This is a genomic window from Pedobacter endophyticus (assembly GCF_015679185.1).
Taxonomy (GTDB): domain Bacteria; phylum Bacteroidota; class Bacteroidia; order Sphingobacteriales; family Sphingobacteriaceae; genus Pedobacter; species Pedobacter endophyticus.
In genome coordinates this window covers 3,393,068-3,411,170 of the sequence record NZ_CP064939.1, presented here as the reverse complement: position 1 = coordinate 3,411,170, position 18,103 = coordinate 3,393,068, and the positions used below count along the sequence as shown (strand labels likewise).

Here is an 18,103-nt window from a genome sequence, read left to right as displayed (position 1 = left end):
AAATTTTTATTTGGGTTGCAGACCGATGAGCGTTTCATACAAATGCATGTGCTCTGCTGCTATCACTTCCTCCGAAAAATCGGTTAAAATACTCAACCTGGCGGCCTTTTGTATCTCGTCCTTATCGGGGCGGTGATAGAGCCACTCTATTCCGTTGGCTAAATCGGCGGCGTTCTTATACTCAGCCAAATAACCGTTTTGCATGTGCTTAACCATATCGGGGATTCCGCCGGTTGTAAAAGCAATCACTGGGGTGGCGCAAGCCAAACTTTCCATTACGGTATTGGGCAAATTGTCTTCTAACGATGGAGTAATAAAGGCGTCGGCGGCCGAGTAGCACTTCGCCAAATGGTCATCCTTATTAATTGTACCCAAAAACGTTGTTTTAAAAGGAAATTCGGGCATTTCGGCGTTTTCCTTGTTCCCAAAAATAACCAGTTCAATGTTTTCCCGTACAATTCCTTTTCTACGTGCTAAGATTTCCAAAGCCTCGATCAAATAAGGAGTACCTTTATGTTTATCATTTTTCGAAGGCATGAAACCGCTCATCAACACAAACTGATCAGGATTGATTTTTAAAATTTTCTTCGCCTCGCTTTTAACATAGGGCTTGAAAATTTTGGTCTCAATCGTATTTGGAATCACTGAAGCCGTACGGGTACCGAGCAAACTACTAAACTTGATCGATTTTGCCATCCAATTACTCGGCGCAACAATATGAAAATTTAATTCGCTGTAGGCTTTCTGTTTTCTGAGCCACGTTTTGTGCGAAACATCGTTTTTGCCGCTAAACTTCAAAATTGGGCAATTACCACATTGCTGATGAAAATTTTCGCAGCCATAACGAACATGGCAACCACCGGTAAAGGCATTGCTATCGTGAAAAGTCCATACAATCGGCTTCTCCAGTTCATCCAACTCTGCTAAAAATTTAGGTGTTAAAAAGCCGTGGTTAATCCAGTGTAAATGAATGATATCAGCGCTTTTAATTTCGGGATGGTTCTTAATAGAGCGTCCAAACCATTGCAAGCTAAAAGGCGTTTTAACCGATTTGCTCAACCATTTGGCGTAATACCTTTCTGATAAAATATTATGCACAGCCAGGGCTCTTTGCAGGGGCGATTTGCTAAAGCTGTCGATTTTTGGGTTTTGGCCGAATTTAAAATATACCAGAACTTTCGAGTCGATACCGCTTTCGTTCAGGGCATCGCTTAGTCGCAAACAGGCTCGTCCTGCTCCGCCGTTTCCATCATAGGTATTTAGGTGTACAACTTTCAAATCAATCAAAAATACATTTTATTGTTTACGAATATAAAATCTGGCGCATAATTTCATCCTCCTATTTTTATTGCTTTTCATTCGAAGATCGGCTGGCCGATAAAGATCCGCAGTTGGAAAGAGCGGTTGCAGAGATTTTAAAAGAGTTGAAATAGAAACAAACCGCTTAACGGATAACTGAATAATAAAATTCATGCAATTACACTGTTTATCGAAAAACCTAACCGTTTAACGGATAAAATATTTCTGGGAGCTGCGCTTTTTCCGTTACTTTGGCATGGAATCATCCTGACCATGGTAAATTTATTGACTGACAGAGCTTTTTGGGCAAATTATTGGGAGAACAAAAAAAACATTGCTATTAAGCTTCCCCAAAACTATTTATTTCACCAACAGTTGGCCGAAATTATAGAACAAAATAAGGTAAACACCGCGATAGAATTAGGCGGTTTTCCTGGTTATTATGCCGTGTTTTTAAAAAAATATTTCGGACTTGACATTACGCTTTTAGATTATTTTATTCATCCGCCGGTGGTAAACGAACTTTTGAAAAAAAACGGGTTGACGGAAAAGGATATTCATATTATTGAGACGGACCTGTTCAATTACCAGCCCGAGCAACAATACGATTTGGTGCTTAGCTGCGGCTTAATTGAGCATTTTAACGATACCGCCGACATCATTAACCGACATATTGCATTTGTGAAGCCAGGTGGAACCTTGTTTATTACCTTGCCCAATTTCAAGGCAGTAAACGGCTGGTTTCAAAAAACTTTTGATAAGGAAAACTACGATAAGCACAATATCGATAGCATGAACCCCGAATTGCTGAAATCGATTTGCGAAAAAGCAGGCTTGAAAGAAGTTAAAGCGGGTTACTTTGGGCGTTTTAGTATCTGGCTCGAGAATGAAAATCAAAAGTCGATGCCAACCAGATTATTCAAAAAGGCCGTTTGGCTAACAGGCAAAGTTTTTACTAAAATTATTCCTTTTGAGAGTAAAAGTTTGTCGCCATATATTATCTTAGTGGCGAAGAAACAATAACGCTCTATGTCTGTAAGTTGGGGTTACTCTCCTAAAGTTGAAAAATTTATCCCGCTTGGCGATTTTCCGGCTGATAAATATCTAATTGTCGCCCAGCAAGCGATTGAAAACCTCGGCTGGAAACTGAGCCACCTCTCCGAAACGGGATTGATTGCCTACACCACCATTTCTTTTCAAAGCTATAGCGAAGAAATCTCCATCCGCATTCACGGCAATTTTGCTGTGGTAAAAAGCGAATGTGTTGGCATACAAATGTTCTTTAACGATTACGGAAAAAATGATTTAAACCTCGAAAAGTTTTTCCATGAATTTGAGTATGTAGAGTTTCATCTGAAAGATGTTTGGGACGATCGGCTGGCTAAATTCAATGCATTAATTGCTGAACAGGATGACTTGTATTTTGAAAAAGCGCCATTGGCCACCAAAAACAAGATCAAAAACGTGTTGTATTTGTTTTTCCCACAAAAAGGATACACGGTTACGCCAGCTTTAGTTATTGTTAATGTACTGTACTTTATTATAGTCAGCCTTTTATCAGCCGTATTTTTCAGGTACCTTCTTATTTCGCAAAGGCAGCATTTTGATGTATACAAGTTCGTCGAAAAAGTAAAAGATTTTAGGTTAGCGCTTGGCGTAAATCACCGCAATACGGTTCTTAACGGGCAATTTTGGCGGTTGGTTACTCATCAGTTTATCCATGGTTCTGTTTCTCACCTATTTTTTAATATGTATGCGCTGATCTATCTCGGATTAATGATCGAGAATAAACTGGGCTGGAAGAAGTATCTTTTTATTTACCTGTTGAGCGGTGTTTGCGGGGGTCTAATAAGCTTAACTGTGCACCAGGAATCTATAATGATGGGGGCTTCTGGCGCAATTATGGGCCTGTATGGCGCATTCATTGCCTTATTAGTGAACAAAACTTTCGAAAAGAAAGCAACACAGGCTCTACTTATTAGCACATTAATTGTTTCTTTTTTGGTTTTACTTAATGGCTCCTTCGGAAAAAGGGTAGACAACGCAGCACACATCGGCGGTTTTGTTTCGGGCTTTATTTTTTGTTATTTACTTACTTTCAAATTGACGGTTGCATCGCCGCTTAAAAACTGGATCAGGTATGCTGCCTGTCCAACTTTGTTCGCGATCTTTTTTGCGGGGATAATAATTTTTAGCCCAAAATATCAAACCGAGGAGTTTAAAGTGTTGACCTTCAAATTCAATCGTAACCTCGAGAATCTTAATGCCATAACCCGCTTAAAGATCGATTTACCAAAAGATGCCAAGCTTAAATCGATTAAGGAAGATGGCATCGAACCGATGGAAAAAAATCTGGCGATTATAAAGCGGATGGATTCTTTAGTATTAAAAAAAGAAGATGCAAAAGAACGAGATAGAAAAGTGAGGCTCGGTAAAGCTTCTTACCGAGCCGTAATGTTGATGTACAGCGATATAAAGGGCGATAGCACGTATCGCTACAGTAAGCAAACATCAGATGCATTAAGCGAAATGTTTACAATTCTTTATAGAGCCGAATAATATTAGTTGCTCATCTTATAAAGTCCAATCTCACTCAAGGTAATGCAAACAGGCGATTTTGTGATGTTGATTCTCAGTTTAGTTGTTGTTGCAGGTTGATCTAGTTTAACCAATCGTTTAGCGCCAATGCTTGTGCCTGCGTAAACTTGTTTCCAACTATTGTTTTCAAAGACTTCGATATTGAAACCTTCAATTCGCTGCCCCAATGGGATATATTCTTGCAGGCTGATAATATCGAAAGTTATCGGTTTTTTTAGGTCGATCTCCAAAGTAGCTTGAGTAACGCCGTCTGCCGTTGCCCAATACGTTTGTTTGTCTCCATCAGCAATAAAGTTTGTTGCAAATGCTTTGCCGCGGGTATTGTTGGCAGTTATAACCGCGTTTTTAATTAGGTTTGTTGCAAAAGTACGCTTTACCAACGTTCCAAATCCCTTCAATGCAGCAACGTCGTCATCATGAAGCTGGCCGCGGGTATCGGGCGCTAAACCGAGATCCAATCCTGCGCCTCTGCCAACACTTTTGAGGTACAAATCAAATAATTGCGCTGGCGTTTTCGGCTTTTCAGTGGGGTGATAAAACCATCCCTTACGCAGCGGAACATCGCATTCGGCAGGCATCCAGAATTTGCCGTTTCTAATCCCTTCCGGGCTTTGCGGATAATTTGCCTGCCCCGGAACGGCAACATTTTTTCCTTCGGGCGGCATAGGCGTAAAGGTTGCCCAACTGGTTTCTGCAGCATTTCCTTTTTCATTCCCAACCCAACGCACATCCAGGCCGATATCGCTAAAAATGTTGGCCATTGGTTGCATTTTTCGCGTAATTGCCCAGGTATTGTCCCAATCGTAATACGTGGTGTTGTCAATTGAGCGTTTTTCTCTTGCTCCGCCATAATAACCGTCGCCACCGTTAGCGCCATCGTGCCAGCTCATAAAAAGCTCACCATAGTTGCCGTACAATTCCTTAAGCTGTGCCTGATAAATTGCGAGGTATTTATCAGTACCGTACAACGCGTTGTTGCGGTCCCAGGGCGAACAATAAACGCCGAATTTTAAACCGTTTTTGCGTACGGCCTGCTCAACTTCTTTTACCAAATCGCCTTTCCCGTTTCTGAAAGGGCTCTTTGAAATATTGTATTCTGTGGTTTTGGTTGGCCAAAGCGCAAAGCCATCATGATGTTTCGCTACCAAAATTATTCCCTTTAACCCTCCGGCTTTGGCCGCTTTTATAATCTGTTGTGCATTGAAATTTGTGGGCGCAAAGGCTTTCGGATCGGCATCACCAAATCCCCATTCCTTGTTTTCGAAGGTGGTAGGCGTAAAGTGTATTAACCCATAAACTTCTATATCATGCCAGGCAAGCTGCCTTTCACTGGGTAAAGCTCCATACGGTTTTGGCGCATCTTGAGCGTTTGCAAAAGTAGTGAGGATGATTAAGAAGGTTATTAGAAGTTTCATGTTTAAGTTTTTGAAACCCAAAATACGAAAACTCGAAGCTAAGCGTGCACGAATTACCAAATATTTAAATTAAATTTAGTTATGGAAACAATTTTGGCACATCCAGAAAATGAAAAGCAACTAGTGTTAAGTTAACGATACTTTGTCAGGCTGAGCGGAGTCGAAGCCCGCCCACCCAGCGGCTTCGATTCAGGGTCTTTATCGTGGAAAGGATGCTAAAATAAACGGCGCAGCCCTCTTGAATGTCGTTAAAAAATAAACTTGTTATGAAAAATTCAGCACGAGATGCCGCAATTAACTCTTGAACTTCTGATTGACATAACGCTTAATCCTATCCCAAAAACTTCCTTTGCGGTTAGTTAAAAAAGTTTTTATCGCTTGATAAGCTATCGGGTTTTCTTCTATCGCAGATGGGAACTCTGTAATCGGTTTTGGATTAATAATTACATTATAAATATCGTTGATTCCAGAATGGACACCTGTTCCATCGTGACCAATATTGTTCACCAACGATTGCGAGGGGTTTAACGTTAATCCTCCTTTTAAGAAAACGGAAGCGTACCAGCGGATGGCCCAGCTATTGTTTTTGCCTTGTTTAAACTCCTTCATTTGCTTCCAAAAATTCATTTTGTGCTCAATAGAAAAGGCAGCGATCTTCTTTTTGTCAAATTGCTGCATCAAAGTATCAATATTGGGCTCGAAATTTTTCCAAGCTCGCTCCCAGGTGGCCCAGCCCCAACTTGTAGCCGCCCGATAAAAGAAAGTTTGTGGTAAGTCTCCAGATTTTAAGGGATACATATAGGCGCCAATGTGCATCACCTTTTCTTGGTTTCGATAACGGTTTAAGGCGTCGTTAAAATAGGTGAGTGTATGTGGCGATGTTACCAGGTCATCTTCAAACACGATCACCTGGCCATAATCGTTTATTAATTGCGTTACTCCGGCAATAACAGAATTGGCCAGCCCTGCATTCTGTTTACGCTCGATCACCTTAACAGCTTTAAAGCCGTCGACCTTTGCAACAAGCGACCTTACTTCCTGTACATTTTCTTCATCGCTTGCCGTTCTTGGGCCGTCGCAAAAGATAAACAACCGGCTTTCGGCTGCCAAATCGTTTTGTTGCAAAAATTTGATTGTACGCTCGGTGTGTCGTGGGCGGTTATAAACGAAAAGGGCAATGGGGGCAAGGTTTTGCATTACACTAAAATATCTTTAAATTATGGTCCGATTTTCGGGTCAACACGGTGTAAGCATTGGCAAATTGTTCTTGCTTCTTTTTTCCCATCAATTTTCCCATTGTTTTTTTGATCCTGTACTCAAGTTCGATTTTTAGGCTCGCGGTAAACGTTTTTGGTGTTTTCTTGTTCACAAACTCATTAAATCTTGTCGTTTCGGGCGCAGTTAACGATACTTTATCTTTCAAAATTTCTAATCCTTCGCTTTGAAGTAAAAACCGCAACGACGTTGGGGTGTACATATTAATGTGTCCGTAATTTAGAAAATGCTTGATGCGGGTATCAACCCCGTAACGATAGTCTTTAGGCACCTCTACAACTATGTACCTGGCCACACGTTTCAACTCTCTAAGCAGTATTCTTTCATGCTCCACATGCTCCAGTACGTGGGCTAAAATAATCAGGTCGATACTGTCATCCTCGTAAGGAATTGTATAGCCATCAAAAGTTTGGGCATCTTTTAAGCTGGTAAGCTTTCGCTCGTTGATGATATCTACACCGCTTTGGGCAATTTCAAGCGCATAAAGTTCGGGTGCAAAATTCCATTCGTTTAAAAAGTGTAAGATGCTTCCATCGCCTGCGCCGACTTCCAAAACCTTTTTGGGCTTAATTTCTGTGCAAACGTCGACAATGTTTTGCGCCTTATATTTGGCACCCAGCATGCGCCAAGCCACATCATTATCGGCGTAAAAATTATCGTAGGCGGTTTTAACTTCTTCGCTTAGCATACGTTTGATTGAATTAAATCCCTAAACAATTATCGGGCTTGTAAAAAACCGAAGTAGCTTTTTCGTAAAATAATCCTGGGGAGATTCCGCTAAAGCTGATTTCCTTAAAGCCCTTTTGCTTCAATAAAATTCTGGCCGGATTATATACTTCGCGTTCGCTATCATCAAGAACAATAACGCCGTTAGAGGTTAAAGCATCGAGACTGTAGTTACAACAACGAACCCTATCGCGGCCATCGACAATGATGATGTCGAACTTTTTATTTAAAAGCGTGGCTTTTCTGGCATATTCGCCATCTCGGTGCAGTTCGCAAAAAATGATTTCGGCATTGCCAGGGCTAGTGCCTTTAACTTTATCAAACCAACCTTTATCATGTTCAACAGAGGTAACTGTTCCTGCCTTTTCGGCGTAGAAAATAGTGGAGTTGCCTGAGCCATATTCAAAAATATGCTGTGTTTTATTGATTCTTTCTTTAACGAAATCGATGAACGAGTAAGTTACCCATGGCAGGGCTTTGCCATTGGCGTCAACAGCTTGTTTTTGATCGAAAGCTGTAAACCAGCCAATGCTGTTTAAATAACCTTTATGTCCGTATGATAGTAAAGCTTTAAGCCTGTTTGGCTTCGTAATCAATGTTGTTAGTGCTTTTAAAGTGCTCAACGTTTAAGTATTTTTTGAAATGTCGTAACCAAAAATAGTGATTTTAACATCATTTTCCCCTGTTCCCTGGTTTTTGGAATAAATAAAATAAAAAATGTTGACACAATGCAGGCGATTAATGTTGATATGGAAGCCCCAACGCCCGCGTATTTTGGTATAAGCCAAATGTTCAGCATGATATTTACAACGGCCCCCGCGGCGGTACGATAAAATGCAACTTTTGTATAACCTTCGGCAATTAGATATTGTGAGCTTGCACTGCCTAAAAACACAAATATTCCCGACCAAATGTGAATAGAAAGCATAGCGCCTGCACCCTCAAATTTGTTGGAATATAAAAGATGGATAATAAAATCAGCCGTAAAACTGATAAACAAACCTACCGGAAGACAGATATACACCAACAAGTCGTACAAATTACCGAGCCGCTTGTGATAACGATCAATGTCTGTTTTCCTGGCATTAAGTAGCGCCGGGAAAACGGAAGTAACAATAGCCACGGGAATAAAATACCAGGCCTCGCTAATGTTAGCCGCAGCGCTGTAGATACCTACGGCCTTGCTCCCAACTGATTTAAGCATCACCACATCTATCTTCATGTAAATAGATATCATTACTGCGGAAAGAATAAGTGGCGACGACTGCTTCAAAAGCGACCTTGCACGGTCTGCATTGAAAGTCCATTCAAAAATGCTAAATCCTCTTTTATGATAAATGATAATTAAGCCTATAGCTAAAATCAATCCATCGAACACTAAAGCCAAAACGATATAAATTAGAGGAAGGCCCCAGTAAATAATCAGCAGTTTTAAAATCGCAGAAAGGATCAGGCAAATATTTTGTACCTGAACTACATACTTAGACTGAACTTGAGATTGAAAATAAGCGTCGATCACGTTGAAAGACTTAAAAAATGACGCCAGTGCAAGTAGGCCAACCATTATGGTTAAGGGCTCTCCTGGACTTCGTGAAATTTTATGGCTGACATTATAAATAGCCATTGCAATCGGGATAGCAGCGGCGTTTGTAACGAGCCGAAGCCATAAAGAAGTGCCCAAAATTTCTGCTTTCCTGGCTGGTTCTTTAATAATTTCGCGGATGATAAAGGTGTCGAGACCAAGTGAACCAACTGCTGCTAAGATAGCTACGAGAGACAAACCAAAGTTGAGGTCGCCGAACAAATCCGGGCCAAGATATCGGGCGATAAATAGTCCGACAATAAGGCTAAGGACTTTCCCAAACATTAACCACCCCGTATTTTTTAAATACTTGTTAAATGCTTCTTCGTCAAAACCTTTAATACTGGGTAATTTCATCAGCGCAAAGATGTAAAAAATTGTGCGTTAATTAGCCTTTAGGTGCTCGCAGCAATATCGATCAAACTTTAAAACTCTTTTCTATCCTTGCCAATTGCTTTAAATGATGTTTGAGGTGAATTTCGATGAATCTTAGCCACTGGATTGCATTTAAATAGCCCAATCGCGGATGTTTAGTTTTACAGTTTTTATCGGCCTTGCCGATTGTTGCATAGGCGCTTTCTAACGCTTCTTCAAACGATACGATTAATTTATGGGCTTCCGCTCGGGAGATTTTCTCCACCCGGTCGGCCAATCGTTTCGGAACTTTATACTTTGCAGCGGGAGGAAATGCGCCAAAAAAAAGGATTACTTTAACCACGAAATGTGTAGGAATATTCTGGCCGTTTCCCTTTATGCAATTCTCCATGGCAATGGTAGAAAGTACGCTCGAATCAAAGATATGCGAATAAACCTCACTGTAACTCCATCCGTTTATAGGCGGCGTAAGCTGGAAGGAATCGTCAGGATACAAAGCGAGTTTCGTTTTGTAAGCGTTAACAATTTTGCCTATTGATGCCTTGATTTTTGCAGCGCTCATTTATAAATATAAGCTAAAGAATTAAAATAACCGCAAAAGTTCTTTTAAATGAGTGATTTGCCGGTCAACATCCGCAGGCTTATCTTTACCTCCGGGATTAAAAAAGATCGCTTCCATACCGAAGTTTAAAGCGCCATAAATATCGGCTTCCAAACTGTCGCCAATCATGATGCTTTCTTCTTTTAATGCCTTTGCCTTGTCGAGTGCATATTCAAAAATGATCGGGCTTGGCTTGTTTACGCCTACATCCTCAGAAATGATTACGTTTTCGAAGTAGGGATTTAATCCCGACAAATTCATTTTTGTGAGTGTAGTTTCTTTAAATCCATTCGATATGATATGCAGTTTGTACTTGGGTTGAAGATAGCTTAACACCTCGTCTGCAGCCTCGAACAAATTCGTTTTAGTTGGCGAAATGCGTACATAATCCTCTTCGAATTGATGCGGAACGGCGTCGGGATGGATACCGAGCTCGATAAAGGTTTTACTAAAGCGCTCGGCCCTTAAAAACTCCTTGGTAATTTTCCCCAGGTGATAGTCGGCCCAAAGCTGGTGATTATTTGTGGTGTACGTTGTAATGAAATCGGCGCAGGAGTTAAGGCCCAGCCCATTTAAATTGTAAGTGTAAAAGAGCTCGTTCAAGGTCTCCTCGGCATTCCGGTCAAAATCCCAAATGGTATGGTCGAGATCGAAGAAAATATGTTTTTTCATGGATAATAAATTCTAAATCAAAAGCCCCACCCGTTAAAGATAGTGCTGTAGCCTTGTTCCTTCTTATCCCTACCCAGAAGGGAGGGTAACAAAGTTTGTGCTTTTAATAAAACCGTTGGGTTACAAGCGCTGCCCCTAAAAACCCTCTCCTCGGGAAAGGGCGGCTACGATTTCGCCCTAATTCTTCCTTTCAAAGGGTGAGGCTTTTATACTTTTTCGCCATAAGCCAAATCGCCAGCATCGCCCAAGCCGGGAACGATGTACGATTTGCTCGTCATTTCTTCATCAATGGCGCCAACCCAAAGTTTTGCTTTCGGTAGGTTTGCCCTAACGTGTGTAATGCCTTCTGTACTGGCAATAATCGAAACAATGTGCAGTTCGGCAATTTTATAACGATTGATCAGTTCCTTGCAGCACAAAACCATACTTTGGCCCGTGGCCAGCATCGGGTCGGCCATAATTACGATACTTCCATCCAAATCCGGACTCGACACATAATCCATCTGAATTACAAAATTGCCGGTTTTTTTTGTTTTTCTATAGGCGGCTATAAAGCAACAACTCGCCTTGTCAAAAACATTCAGCAAGCCCTGCTGCAAGGGTAATCCAGCCCGTAATATTGTAGCCAATACCGGCTGTTGAACTAAAACATCGCATTGCGAAACCCCGAGCGGAGTGGCAATTTCTTGCGGCATGTATTTTAGCGATTTACTAATCTCATAGGCAAAAAATTCGCCAATACGTTCTATGTTCTTTCGAAAACGCATGGCGTCTTTTTGCACATTTTCATCGCGGAGCTCCGCAATGAAAGTATTCGCAATCGATTTGGTTTTACTCAAGTCAAAAATCATACAAGTAGTTTTAGGATTTGGTAGCTATCGCTTTTGCCTAAGTTAATAATTAATGATTTAATACGATTTACTAAATCAATTAAATCCCGGCTTGAGCGAGCATTTCGTTAAAAAGGGTGCTTAACTTTTTATATTTAGGGCTTGGCGATAAGCTCTTGAGGTTCCAGCAGGTATAAAACGACCCGCTTACGGTAATAACTACGTTCAAATATTTAGAAATCAGGGCTCTGGCCTCGGGCAATGGCAGATTTTGTAATTGCAAATCGGTGAGGCAGTAAGAATTTATGACCAGTGGGGTAACTTTTTCGAGCTGTAAATCGTACCAATTAAAGGGCGTACAGGTTCCGGCCCTAAAGCCCGGTACGTTGGGGTAACCCATAGAAAAATCTGTAGTAATGCCGGCGCTGTGCAGGTTCAGATAACAGATCGGAAACCTTAAAGGCTCCATTTGCAAGCTCATTAACGAAACCTGGCCGGGGAGGATTTTTTTTAGCTTAGTTAACCCATCAAGTATTTGACCAAGTTTCTCCTTATCGCTTGCACAAGGCCGCAGCAGACCCACCGGTTTATCCCTTAGCCTTTGCGAAACGCCGTTAATGCGCACATAATTAATCGGTACCGATGGGAATTCGACGAAATATATCGGCTTGATCTTCCCTTTCAAGGTGGGGTTTACCTTATCAATTATCGTTTCTGCCTTGGCGCCCACACCTGTTAATTCATCGAATTTGGCACTTAGAAAGTTGTTCTCTTTTTTAAACAAAGTGCTAAACACAAATTTTGCCTTATTTACAAAGCCATCGGGCAATTCGGGCACAACGGCAAAATTAAGAAGCGGTTGATGACTAAACGTTTTCTCGGTAAATTTAAGCGTCGCATATTTCTTTTTTATAATACTCTTTATAATCAACGCCCACTCATCAATAACCGGCCTGTTCAGCATTTTCCATTTGCTTTGCAAACTTTGCGAGGGCTTAAAATCCTCTTCGGAAGTTTTTTGATGCAAATATTCCTCATACCGCGTCAGGATCAGGAACGATGCGGCAAAAACATCAAAGGGCAGCGCTGATTCTTCCACAGGGAAAGGCACCGAGTAATCGTCGAAGGTGGTCGTTTTCAGGTTAATCTTATCGAATTTGTTTGCAAAGAGCAAGCTGGTGCTCTTAAAAAACACCTCGTCGGCAAGAGGCGAAGCGCCATAACTGATCCGGGCATTGCTGCTTTCGAGAAAGTATTGCCTATTGCCGGTAAATTCGACCTCGGCTTTCAGAATCTCCTTAAAAATGAAAGTAAAGATGTACTTAATCCGAGGGGTTAACAGATCAGAGAAAATGATTAGGTGCATAACTTATTGTAGCTATAGGGCGATTAAAAAAAGATACAAGCCTGGTTCAATTAAATAACATGCTTCTTTCTGCTTGCATTGGCCATTTTTTATGAACGGTCGTCATCCTGTTCCGAAGCTTCGGGATCAAAATCTTTCTAGCATGAACGCCAAGCATGAAAGATACTGAATCAAGTTCAGCATGACGGAAATGGCTAAGCTACGCAGTAGCCCCTTTGTGGCAACGCGGTTGAACAGCTTTCTATTGAAATATTAATCGAACTCAGGTTACAAGCAATATTTTCCAGTTTAAGGTTACCTCAGGGCAACAAAAGGAACATTAAAATTAAAAGTATTTTAATGCGCTTTTTAATATCTACTACAAAAATTACAATTAAAAGTTTGCGCCAAACTGTTTATCGGGATAGAGAATTTTGGCGCTTTTTCTGACGTTGCCCTTCACCAAATGCACAATACTCATCTGATCATCAAACATATCGTAAAGAATGGTATTGGTAACTTTTAACGATTTTAACGAAGGTATTTTCTCCACCTCAAGATAAATATTGGTGGCTTCATGATCAATCTCAAAGCCAAGATAATTCATTTTTGTGGGCTGGCCGTTTGCCATAACCTGAAGATGCGTAATCAGGTATCGTTTTACCAGTTCATCCATTGCAGCTTTCATCGCTAAGTTGGATAAATCTGTTTTTTGCTTATAGGTTTTTGATAAAACAGCTTCAAAATCGTCAGAGAAAATCCTGCAACTCACTTCGAGGGTTTTATCTCTGGCATTAAAATTCACCTCAGTTGTGCTTACATGAAGCGGATGTTTCCCGGCACTTATTCCGCCGAAAAACACGAAAGCAATAATTATGGTAACAAATTTGGTATTAAACATGACGATTTGATTCAATTTTTGCCTTTTTTATAATTAAAACTTTAATTTTAAGCTTTCAAAAGTACTAAAAGCTAAATATAATAAGCTAATTTGTTATAATGCCGTTGCAAGATTTTATCTTTTACTTTAAACTGGGTTGGGAGCACATCATAAGTGTCGATGCTTTAGATCATCAGCTTTTTATCTTGGCCCTAATTGCAATTTACAGCTATACCAATTTAAAACAGGTGCTCATCCTGGTTACGGCTTTTACAATTGGCCACTCAGCAACCTTGCTTATGAGTGTGATGGATATCATCCGTTTCGATAGTAAATGGGTGGAATTTCTTATTCCATGCACCATTGTAATTACGGCGATAAGTAATTTATTCAGAACCGATTTCTCGTTGCGATCGGTTAAAATAAACTATTTTTTGGCCCTGGGCTTCGGCCTGATACACGGAATGGGTTTCGCAAATTCGATAAGAATGATGCTGGCAAGCGATCAAAACATGGGCTGGGGCTTGTTTGGCTTCAACGTTGGGCTCGAGGCCGGGCAAATTTTTATGGTTTTGATTATATTGATTTTAACGTTTATTGTTTTTAACTATACCAGAATTAAGCGCTTAAGCTGGGTTCTGTTTATTTCAGCAGCCGTATTTAGCCTGGCTTTAAAAATGGCTTTGGAGCGAATTCCTTTTTAATAACTAACTTAAAATTATGAATAAATTTTTTACACTAACCGGACTGCTGCTTTTTTCTGGCGGTTTGGCTATGGCGCAAAACATTCAGAACAATCCGGGCAGCAACCACGGCAACAAGTTCGAACAACTGGGCACCATTCTGCCAACGCCTAATGAACAGCGCACTGCAAGTGGGGCACCGGGTGTTAAATACTGGCAACAACGTGCCGATTACAATATTAAATGCGAACTGGACGAGAAGAATCTCCGTTTAACGGGCTCTGAAACCGTAACTTATACCAACAACTCGCCTGATCCGTTAACCTATATCTGGCTGCAGTTAGATGAGAACGAGCACAGCACCAGCAAAAGCTCGAACTATCAAGATGCGACCAGAATGCCCGCGGGGGGTACCACACAAACGCTGGATCAATTGAGTTCGAAGGCCGATAATGGTTACGGAATTAACATCACCAAAATTACCGATGCAGCTGGTAAGAACCTGAAATACACGGTAAACAAAACCATGATGAGGGTTGATTTACCTGTAGCACTTAGAAACGGGCAGAAATTTATTTTCAATATCGATTGGAATTACACCATTACCGATAGAATGAGCGTTGGCGGCCGTGGCGGTTATGAGTTTTTTCCAGCTGATGGAAATTATTTATTTACCATGACGCAATGGTATCCACGCCTTTGTGTTTATAGCGACTTTCAGGGCTGGCAAAACCACCAATTTACAGGCCGGGGAGAATTTGCCTTAACTTTTGGCGATTTCAAGGTTCAAATGACTGTACCGGCGGATCACCTGGTAGGCTCAACCGGAGAATGTATCAACTACAGCGCCGTTTTAACGCCTACACAACTGAGCAGATACAATGCTGCAAAAACGGCATCGGCACCTGTCGAAATTCAGACCCTTGCCGAAGCCAAAGCCGCAGAATCTAAAAAATCTACCGCCAAAAAAACATGGGTATTCAACGCAAACAATGTTCGCGATTTTGCCTGGACATCTTCGCGTAAGTTTATCTGGGATGCTATGCCGCAAAAAATACAGGCAAATAACAATACAGTAATGTGCATGAGTTTCTACGGAAAAGAGGCTTATAACCTGTACAGCAAGTTCTCAACACGTGCCGTGGCGCATACCATTAAAACCTATTCAGATTTTACCATTCCTTACCCGTACCCTGTTGCGCAAAGTATTGAGGCTGCGAATGGAATGGAATATCCGATGATTTGTTTCAACTATGGCCGTACGGATGCTGATGGTACCTACAGCGAAAGCACTAAAAACGGCATGCTGGGCGTAATTATTCACGAGGTTGGGCACAACTTTTTCCCGATGATTGTAAATAGCGACGAGCGCCAGTGGACCTGGATGGATGAAGGCTTGAACTCTTTTGTTGAGTATTTAACCGAGGAGCTTTGGGACAACAAATTCCCGAGCAAGAAGGGGCCTGCTTATACGATTGTTGATTACATGAAATTGCCAAAAGATGAGCTGGAACCGATTATGACCAACTCTGAAAATATTGCCCGTTTTGGTCCGAATGCGTATTCGAAACCGGCCACAGGATTGAACATTCTTCGCGAAACGATTATGGGTCGTGAGCTGTTTGATTATGCTTTTAAAGAATATGCCCGCAGATGGGCCTTTAAACACCCGGAGCCGGCAGATTTGTTCCGCACCATGGAAGACGCCAGCGGCGAGGATTTAGATTGGTTTTGGAGAGGCTGGTTTTATGGAACCGATCCTTGCGACATTTCATTGGATAGTGTGAAGTTTGCCAAGGTAGATTTTCCCAAAGATATTCCAGCAGCAAGATCGAGAATGGTTCAAATTGATAAGCCCATGATTCCTGTTTTTGATGATATTTCTAAAATCAGAAACCGCGAAGATAAAAATATTACCTTCTACGCTGATAAAAACGTAGCTGCACAAGATTTTTATTACAAATACGATAGGGGCATGGTTAGTATTGATACCACCGTTACTACTAAGACTGAAATGAGTGCTCCGTTTGATCTTGTGCCCGAATCAGAGCAGGCCAAATACAAAGACAAGTTTTTATACGAACTCAGCTTTAGCAACAAAGGTGGTTTAGTGATGCCTGTTATTGTAGAATTCACCTATAAGGATGGTACAAAAGAAATTGATCGCATTCCGGCACAAATCTGGAGACATAATGAGCAAAAAACGTCAAAATTTTATGTGAAGGACAAAGAGGTTGAATCGATTTTATTAGATCCACTGCGTGAAACTGCCGATATCGATACAAGCAACAATGCTTGGGGAGGCAAGGCCAAAGAAAGCAAATTTAGGGCATTTAAGGCAAAAGCCAGTACTTCGGTTAGAGGGCAGTCGGTTGGCTCAAACCCGATGAAAGTAGCTGCCGGAAAGTAAGATTTCGGGTGTCAATTTTCGTTTGAGTCATAGGATGATTATCTGCAAGTGGGTTATAGTCATTCGATGACTTTACTAAAAACCTCATTGATTCACTTCGATGAGGTTTTTTCTTTGGGCATGTATGAAATTAATAAATTTTCACTGATTCTCCAGAAAGGCCACTTTCGATGATTTTACTATCAAAAATCCTCATTTTGAGGCGTCGAGTCTTTTATTTAGAGATGTCGCGCCAACTTGAGACAGTATAGTTACTTCTGTTTTGATTTTGCAGTCCACCATAAATTAAGGTCTTTTCAACTTTCTCTGGTGATGCCAATTCTTCAAACTTATCCATTTGCTTAAATAATTTCGACGACACCGTTTCGGTGGCTTTAACTTCAAAAAGCTCGAATTTATCGTGTTTTTTTATCAGAATATCTATTTCGTTCGCGTTACTATCTTGCCAAAAAAAACAATCTTCGTATTGGCCTTTATGGTAGTTCTGTTTAAGAAACTCTGCCAAAATCATATTTTCAAACAAATTACCTTTATACCTACTCTCTATAATATCGCTTTCTAATCTCACTCCTAAAAGATGGGAAAGTAATCCGCTGTCATAAAAATATAACTTAGGACTCTTTACTAACCTCTTGTTAAAGTTCTCATGATAAGGTTGTAAAAGAAAAATAATATAGCTACTCTCTAGTATCGATAGCCATGCTTTTGCGGTTGGTTGCGAAATATCACAATCATTAGCCAGCGCACTTATATTTAAAAGATGGCCTGCCCGGCCTGCACACAAACCTAAAAAGGTTCTAAAAGCTTTTAAGTCCCTTATATTCAATAATTCAGTAACGTCCTTTTCAATATAAGTTTTGATGTAGTTTGCATAAAAAACTACTGGGTTTATTTCCCTGTCGAAAATCGCCGGATAAAAGCCCTCAAAAAGTGCTTTTGGGTAACTGTCACTTAGCAAATTTGCATTCTTCAACTCTTCTAAATCTAAGGGCAACAACGTAAACAAGGCCACTCTTCCTGCTAAACTTTGTGTAATATTGTTCAATAAATGAAAATTTTGAGACCCAGAGATAATGTATTGACCCATTTTGCGGCTGTTATCGACTTTTGTTTGTAAATACGAAAACAATGGAGGAACTTTTTGTACCTCATCAAGAATAACATTTTCATCATACTCTTTCAAAAATCCATTGGGGTCTTCGGAAGCAAATGTTCGCATATCGATATTTTCAAGAGAAACATATCTATAATTTTTAAAAATCTTTCTCAATAAAGTTGTTTTACCCGATTGCCTTGGCCCCGTTACGGCAACGATTGGAAATTTATTCAACTGTAGATTGATTGAATTTTGTAAACGCCTATTTACGAACATTTTATATAGTTTTAAGCGAGTGCAATATACAAATATTTTC

Annotated in this window: 16 protein-coding genes; 4 read left to right on the top strand and 12 right to left on the bottom strand. The window is 40.7% G+C overall.

What is annotated here, in order from left to right:
• Window positions 1-6 precede the first annotated feature (6 nt).
• On the bottom strand, window positions 7-1,278 hold the full coding sequence (locus IZT61_RS13800) for a glycosyltransferase (RefSeq protein WP_230383700.1): 1,272 nt from the start codon (window positions 1,276-1,278) through the stop codon (window positions 7-9).
• Between the two features lie 294 nt (window positions 1,279-1,572).
• Here IZT61_RS13800 and IZT61_RS13795 point away from each other — a divergent pair, with 294 nt between their 5' ends.
• Both IZT61_RS13795 and IZT61_RS13790 read left to right on the top strand, forming a co-directional pair.
• Complete coding sequence (locus IZT61_RS13795; RefSeq protein WP_196097476.1) at window positions 1,573-2,322, top strand: class I SAM-dependent methyltransferase; 750 nt, start codon at window positions 1,573-1,575, stop codon at window positions 2,320-2,322.
• Between the two features lie 6 nt (window positions 2,323-2,328).
• Complete coding sequence (locus IZT61_RS13790) at window positions 2,329-3,858, top strand: rhomboid family intramembrane serine protease (protein WP_196097475.1); 1,530 nt, start codon at window positions 2,329-2,331, stop codon at window positions 3,856-3,858.
• Between the two features lie 2 nt (window positions 3,859-3,860).
• On the opposite strand, the gene IZT61_RS13785 is transcribed toward IZT61_RS13790, so the two are convergent.
• The 10 genes from IZT61_RS13785 to IZT61_RS13740 form a co-directional block, all read right to left on the bottom strand.
• Window positions 3,861-5,312 (bottom strand): alpha-L-fucosidase, encoded by a 1,452-nt coding sequence (locus IZT61_RS13785; protein WP_196097474.1) that lies wholly within the window; start codon window positions 5,310-5,312, stop codon window positions 3,861-3,863.
• A gap of 294 nt (window positions 5,313-5,606) precedes the next feature.
• A complete protein-coding gene (locus IZT61_RS13780) occupies window positions 5,607-6,509 on the bottom strand; it encodes a glycosyltransferase family protein (protein WP_196097473.1) in 903 nt (300 codons plus the stop codon).
• A 4-nt stretch (window positions 6,510-6,513) separates the two neighbouring features.
• Complete coding sequence (locus tag IZT61_RS13775) at window positions 6,514-7,275, bottom strand: class I SAM-dependent methyltransferase (protein WP_196097472.1); 762 nt, start codon at window positions 7,273-7,275, stop codon at window positions 6,514-6,516.
• Between the two features lie 13 nt (window positions 7,276-7,288).
• Entirely contained in the window at window positions 7,289-7,936 is a 648-nt protein-coding gene (locus IZT61_RS13770) for an O-methyltransferase (protein ID WP_196097471.1), read from the bottom strand.
• Entirely contained in the window at window positions 7,933-9,252 is a 1,320-nt protein-coding gene (locus IZT61_RS13765) for a flippase (protein WP_196097470.1), read from the bottom strand. The genes IZT61_RS13770 and IZT61_RS13765 overlap by 4 nt, the downstream gene beginning before the upstream one ends.
• 61 nt (window positions 9,253-9,313) lie before the next feature.
• Window positions 9,314-9,832, bottom strand: a complete 519-nt coding sequence (locus IZT61_RS13760; protein ID WP_196097469.1) for a DinB family protein — start codon at window positions 9,830-9,832, stop codon at window positions 9,314-9,316.
• Window positions 9,833-9,853: 21 nt separating this feature from the next.
• On the bottom strand, window positions 9,854-10,543 hold the full coding sequence (locus IZT61_RS13755) for a YjjG family noncanonical pyrimidine nucleotidase (protein WP_196097468.1): 690 nt from the start codon (window positions 10,541-10,543) through the stop codon (window positions 9,854-9,856).
• Between the two features lie 206 nt (window positions 10,544-10,749).
• Entirely contained in the window at window positions 10,750-11,394 is a 645-nt protein-coding gene (gene upp / locus IZT61_RS13750) for a uracil phosphoribosyltransferase (RefSeq protein ID WP_196097467.1), read from the bottom strand.
• A gap of 79 nt (window positions 11,395-11,473) precedes the next feature.
• Window positions 11,474-12,739, bottom strand: coding sequence for a DUF7033 domain-containing protein (locus tag IZT61_RS13745; protein WP_196097466.1), 1,266 nt, complete (start codon window positions 12,737-12,739; stop codon window positions 11,474-11,476).
• Between the two features lie 373 nt (window positions 12,740-13,112).
• Window positions 13,113-13,619, bottom strand: coding sequence for a DUF6702 family protein (locus tag IZT61_RS13740; protein WP_196097465.1), 507 nt, complete (start codon window positions 13,617-13,619; stop codon window positions 13,113-13,115).
• 98 nt (window positions 13,620-13,717) lie between these two features.
• Here IZT61_RS13740 and IZT61_RS13735 point away from each other — a divergent pair, with 98 nt between their 5' ends.
• On the top strand, window positions 13,718-14,302 hold the full coding sequence (locus IZT61_RS13735) for a HupE/UreJ family protein (RefSeq protein ID WP_230383699.1): 585 nt from the start codon (window positions 13,718-13,720) through the stop codon (window positions 14,300-14,302).
• A 16-nt stretch (window positions 14,303-14,318) separates the two neighbouring features.
• Window positions 14,319-16,691: a M1 family metallopeptidase gene (locus IZT61_RS13730; protein WP_196097464.1), complete on the top strand. Its 2,373-nt coding sequence runs from the start codon at window positions 14,319-14,321 to the stop codon at window positions 16,689-16,691.
• Between the two features lie 214 nt (window positions 16,692-16,905).
• On the opposite strand, the gene IZT61_RS13725 is transcribed toward IZT61_RS13730, so the two are convergent.
• Entirely contained in the window at window positions 16,906-18,063 is a 1,158-nt protein-coding gene (locus IZT61_RS13725; RefSeq protein WP_196097463.1) for an ATP-binding protein, read from the bottom strand.
• Between the last annotated feature and the right edge of the window lie 40 nt (window positions 18,064-18,103).

What these genes read in the sequence shown, in the direction of transcription:
- IZT61_RS13730 (WP_196097464.1), top strand. Translation starts at nt 14,319, where the DNA reads ATGAATAAATTTTTTACACTAACCGGACTGCTGCTTTTTTCTGGCGGT.
- IZT61_RS13755 (WP_196097468.1), bottom strand. Translation starts at nt 10,543, where the DNA reads ATGAAAAAACATATTTTCTTCGATCTCGACCATACCATTTGGGATTTT.
- IZT61_RS13760 (WP_196097469.1), bottom strand. Translation starts at nt 9,832, where the DNA reads ATGAGCGCTGCAAAAATCAAGGCATCAATAGGCAAAATTGTTAACGCT.
- IZT61_RS13785 (WP_196097474.1), bottom strand. Translation starts at nt 5,312, where the DNA reads ATGAAACTTCTAATAACCTTCTTAATCATCCTCACTACTTTTGCAAAC.
- IZT61_RS13725 (WP_196097463.1), bottom strand. Translation starts at nt 18,063, where the DNA reads ATGTTCGTAAATAGGCGTTTACAAAATTCAATCAATCTACAGTTGAAT.
- IZT61_RS13745 (WP_196097466.1), bottom strand. Translation starts at nt 12,739, where the DNA reads ATGCACCTAATCATTTTCTCTGATCTGTTAACCCCTCGGATTAAGTAC.
- IZT61_RS13775 (WP_196097472.1), bottom strand. Translation starts at nt 7,275, where the DNA reads ATGCTAAGCGAAGAAGTTAAAACCGCCTACGATAATTTTTACGCCGAT.
- IZT61_RS13765 (WP_196097470.1), bottom strand. Translation starts at nt 9,252, where the DNA reads ATGAAATTACCCAGTATTAAAGGTTTTGACGAAGAAGCATTTAACAAG.
- IZT61_RS13780 (WP_196097473.1), bottom strand. Translation starts at nt 6,509, where the DNA reads ATGCAAAACCTTGCCCCCATTGCCCTTTTCGTTTATAACCGCCCACGA.
- IZT61_RS13795 (WP_196097476.1), top strand. Translation starts at nt 1,573, where the DNA reads ATGGTAAATTTATTGACTGACAGAGCTTTTTGGGCAAATTATTGGGAG.
- upp (WP_196097467.1), bottom strand. Translation starts at nt 11,394, where the DNA reads ATGATTTTTGACTTGAGTAAAACCAAATCGATTGCGAATACTTTCATT.
- IZT61_RS13740 (WP_196097465.1), bottom strand. Translation starts at nt 13,619, where the DNA reads ATGTTTAATACCAAATTTGTTACCATAATTATTGCTTTCGTGTTTTTC.
- IZT61_RS13790 (WP_196097475.1), top strand. Translation starts at nt 2,329, where the DNA reads ATGTCTGTAAGTTGGGGTTACTCTCCTAAAGTTGAAAAATTTATCCCG.
- IZT61_RS13735 (WP_230383699.1), top strand. Translation starts at nt 13,718, where the DNA reads ATGCCGTTGCAAGATTTTATCTTTTACTTTAAACTGGGTTGGGAGCAC.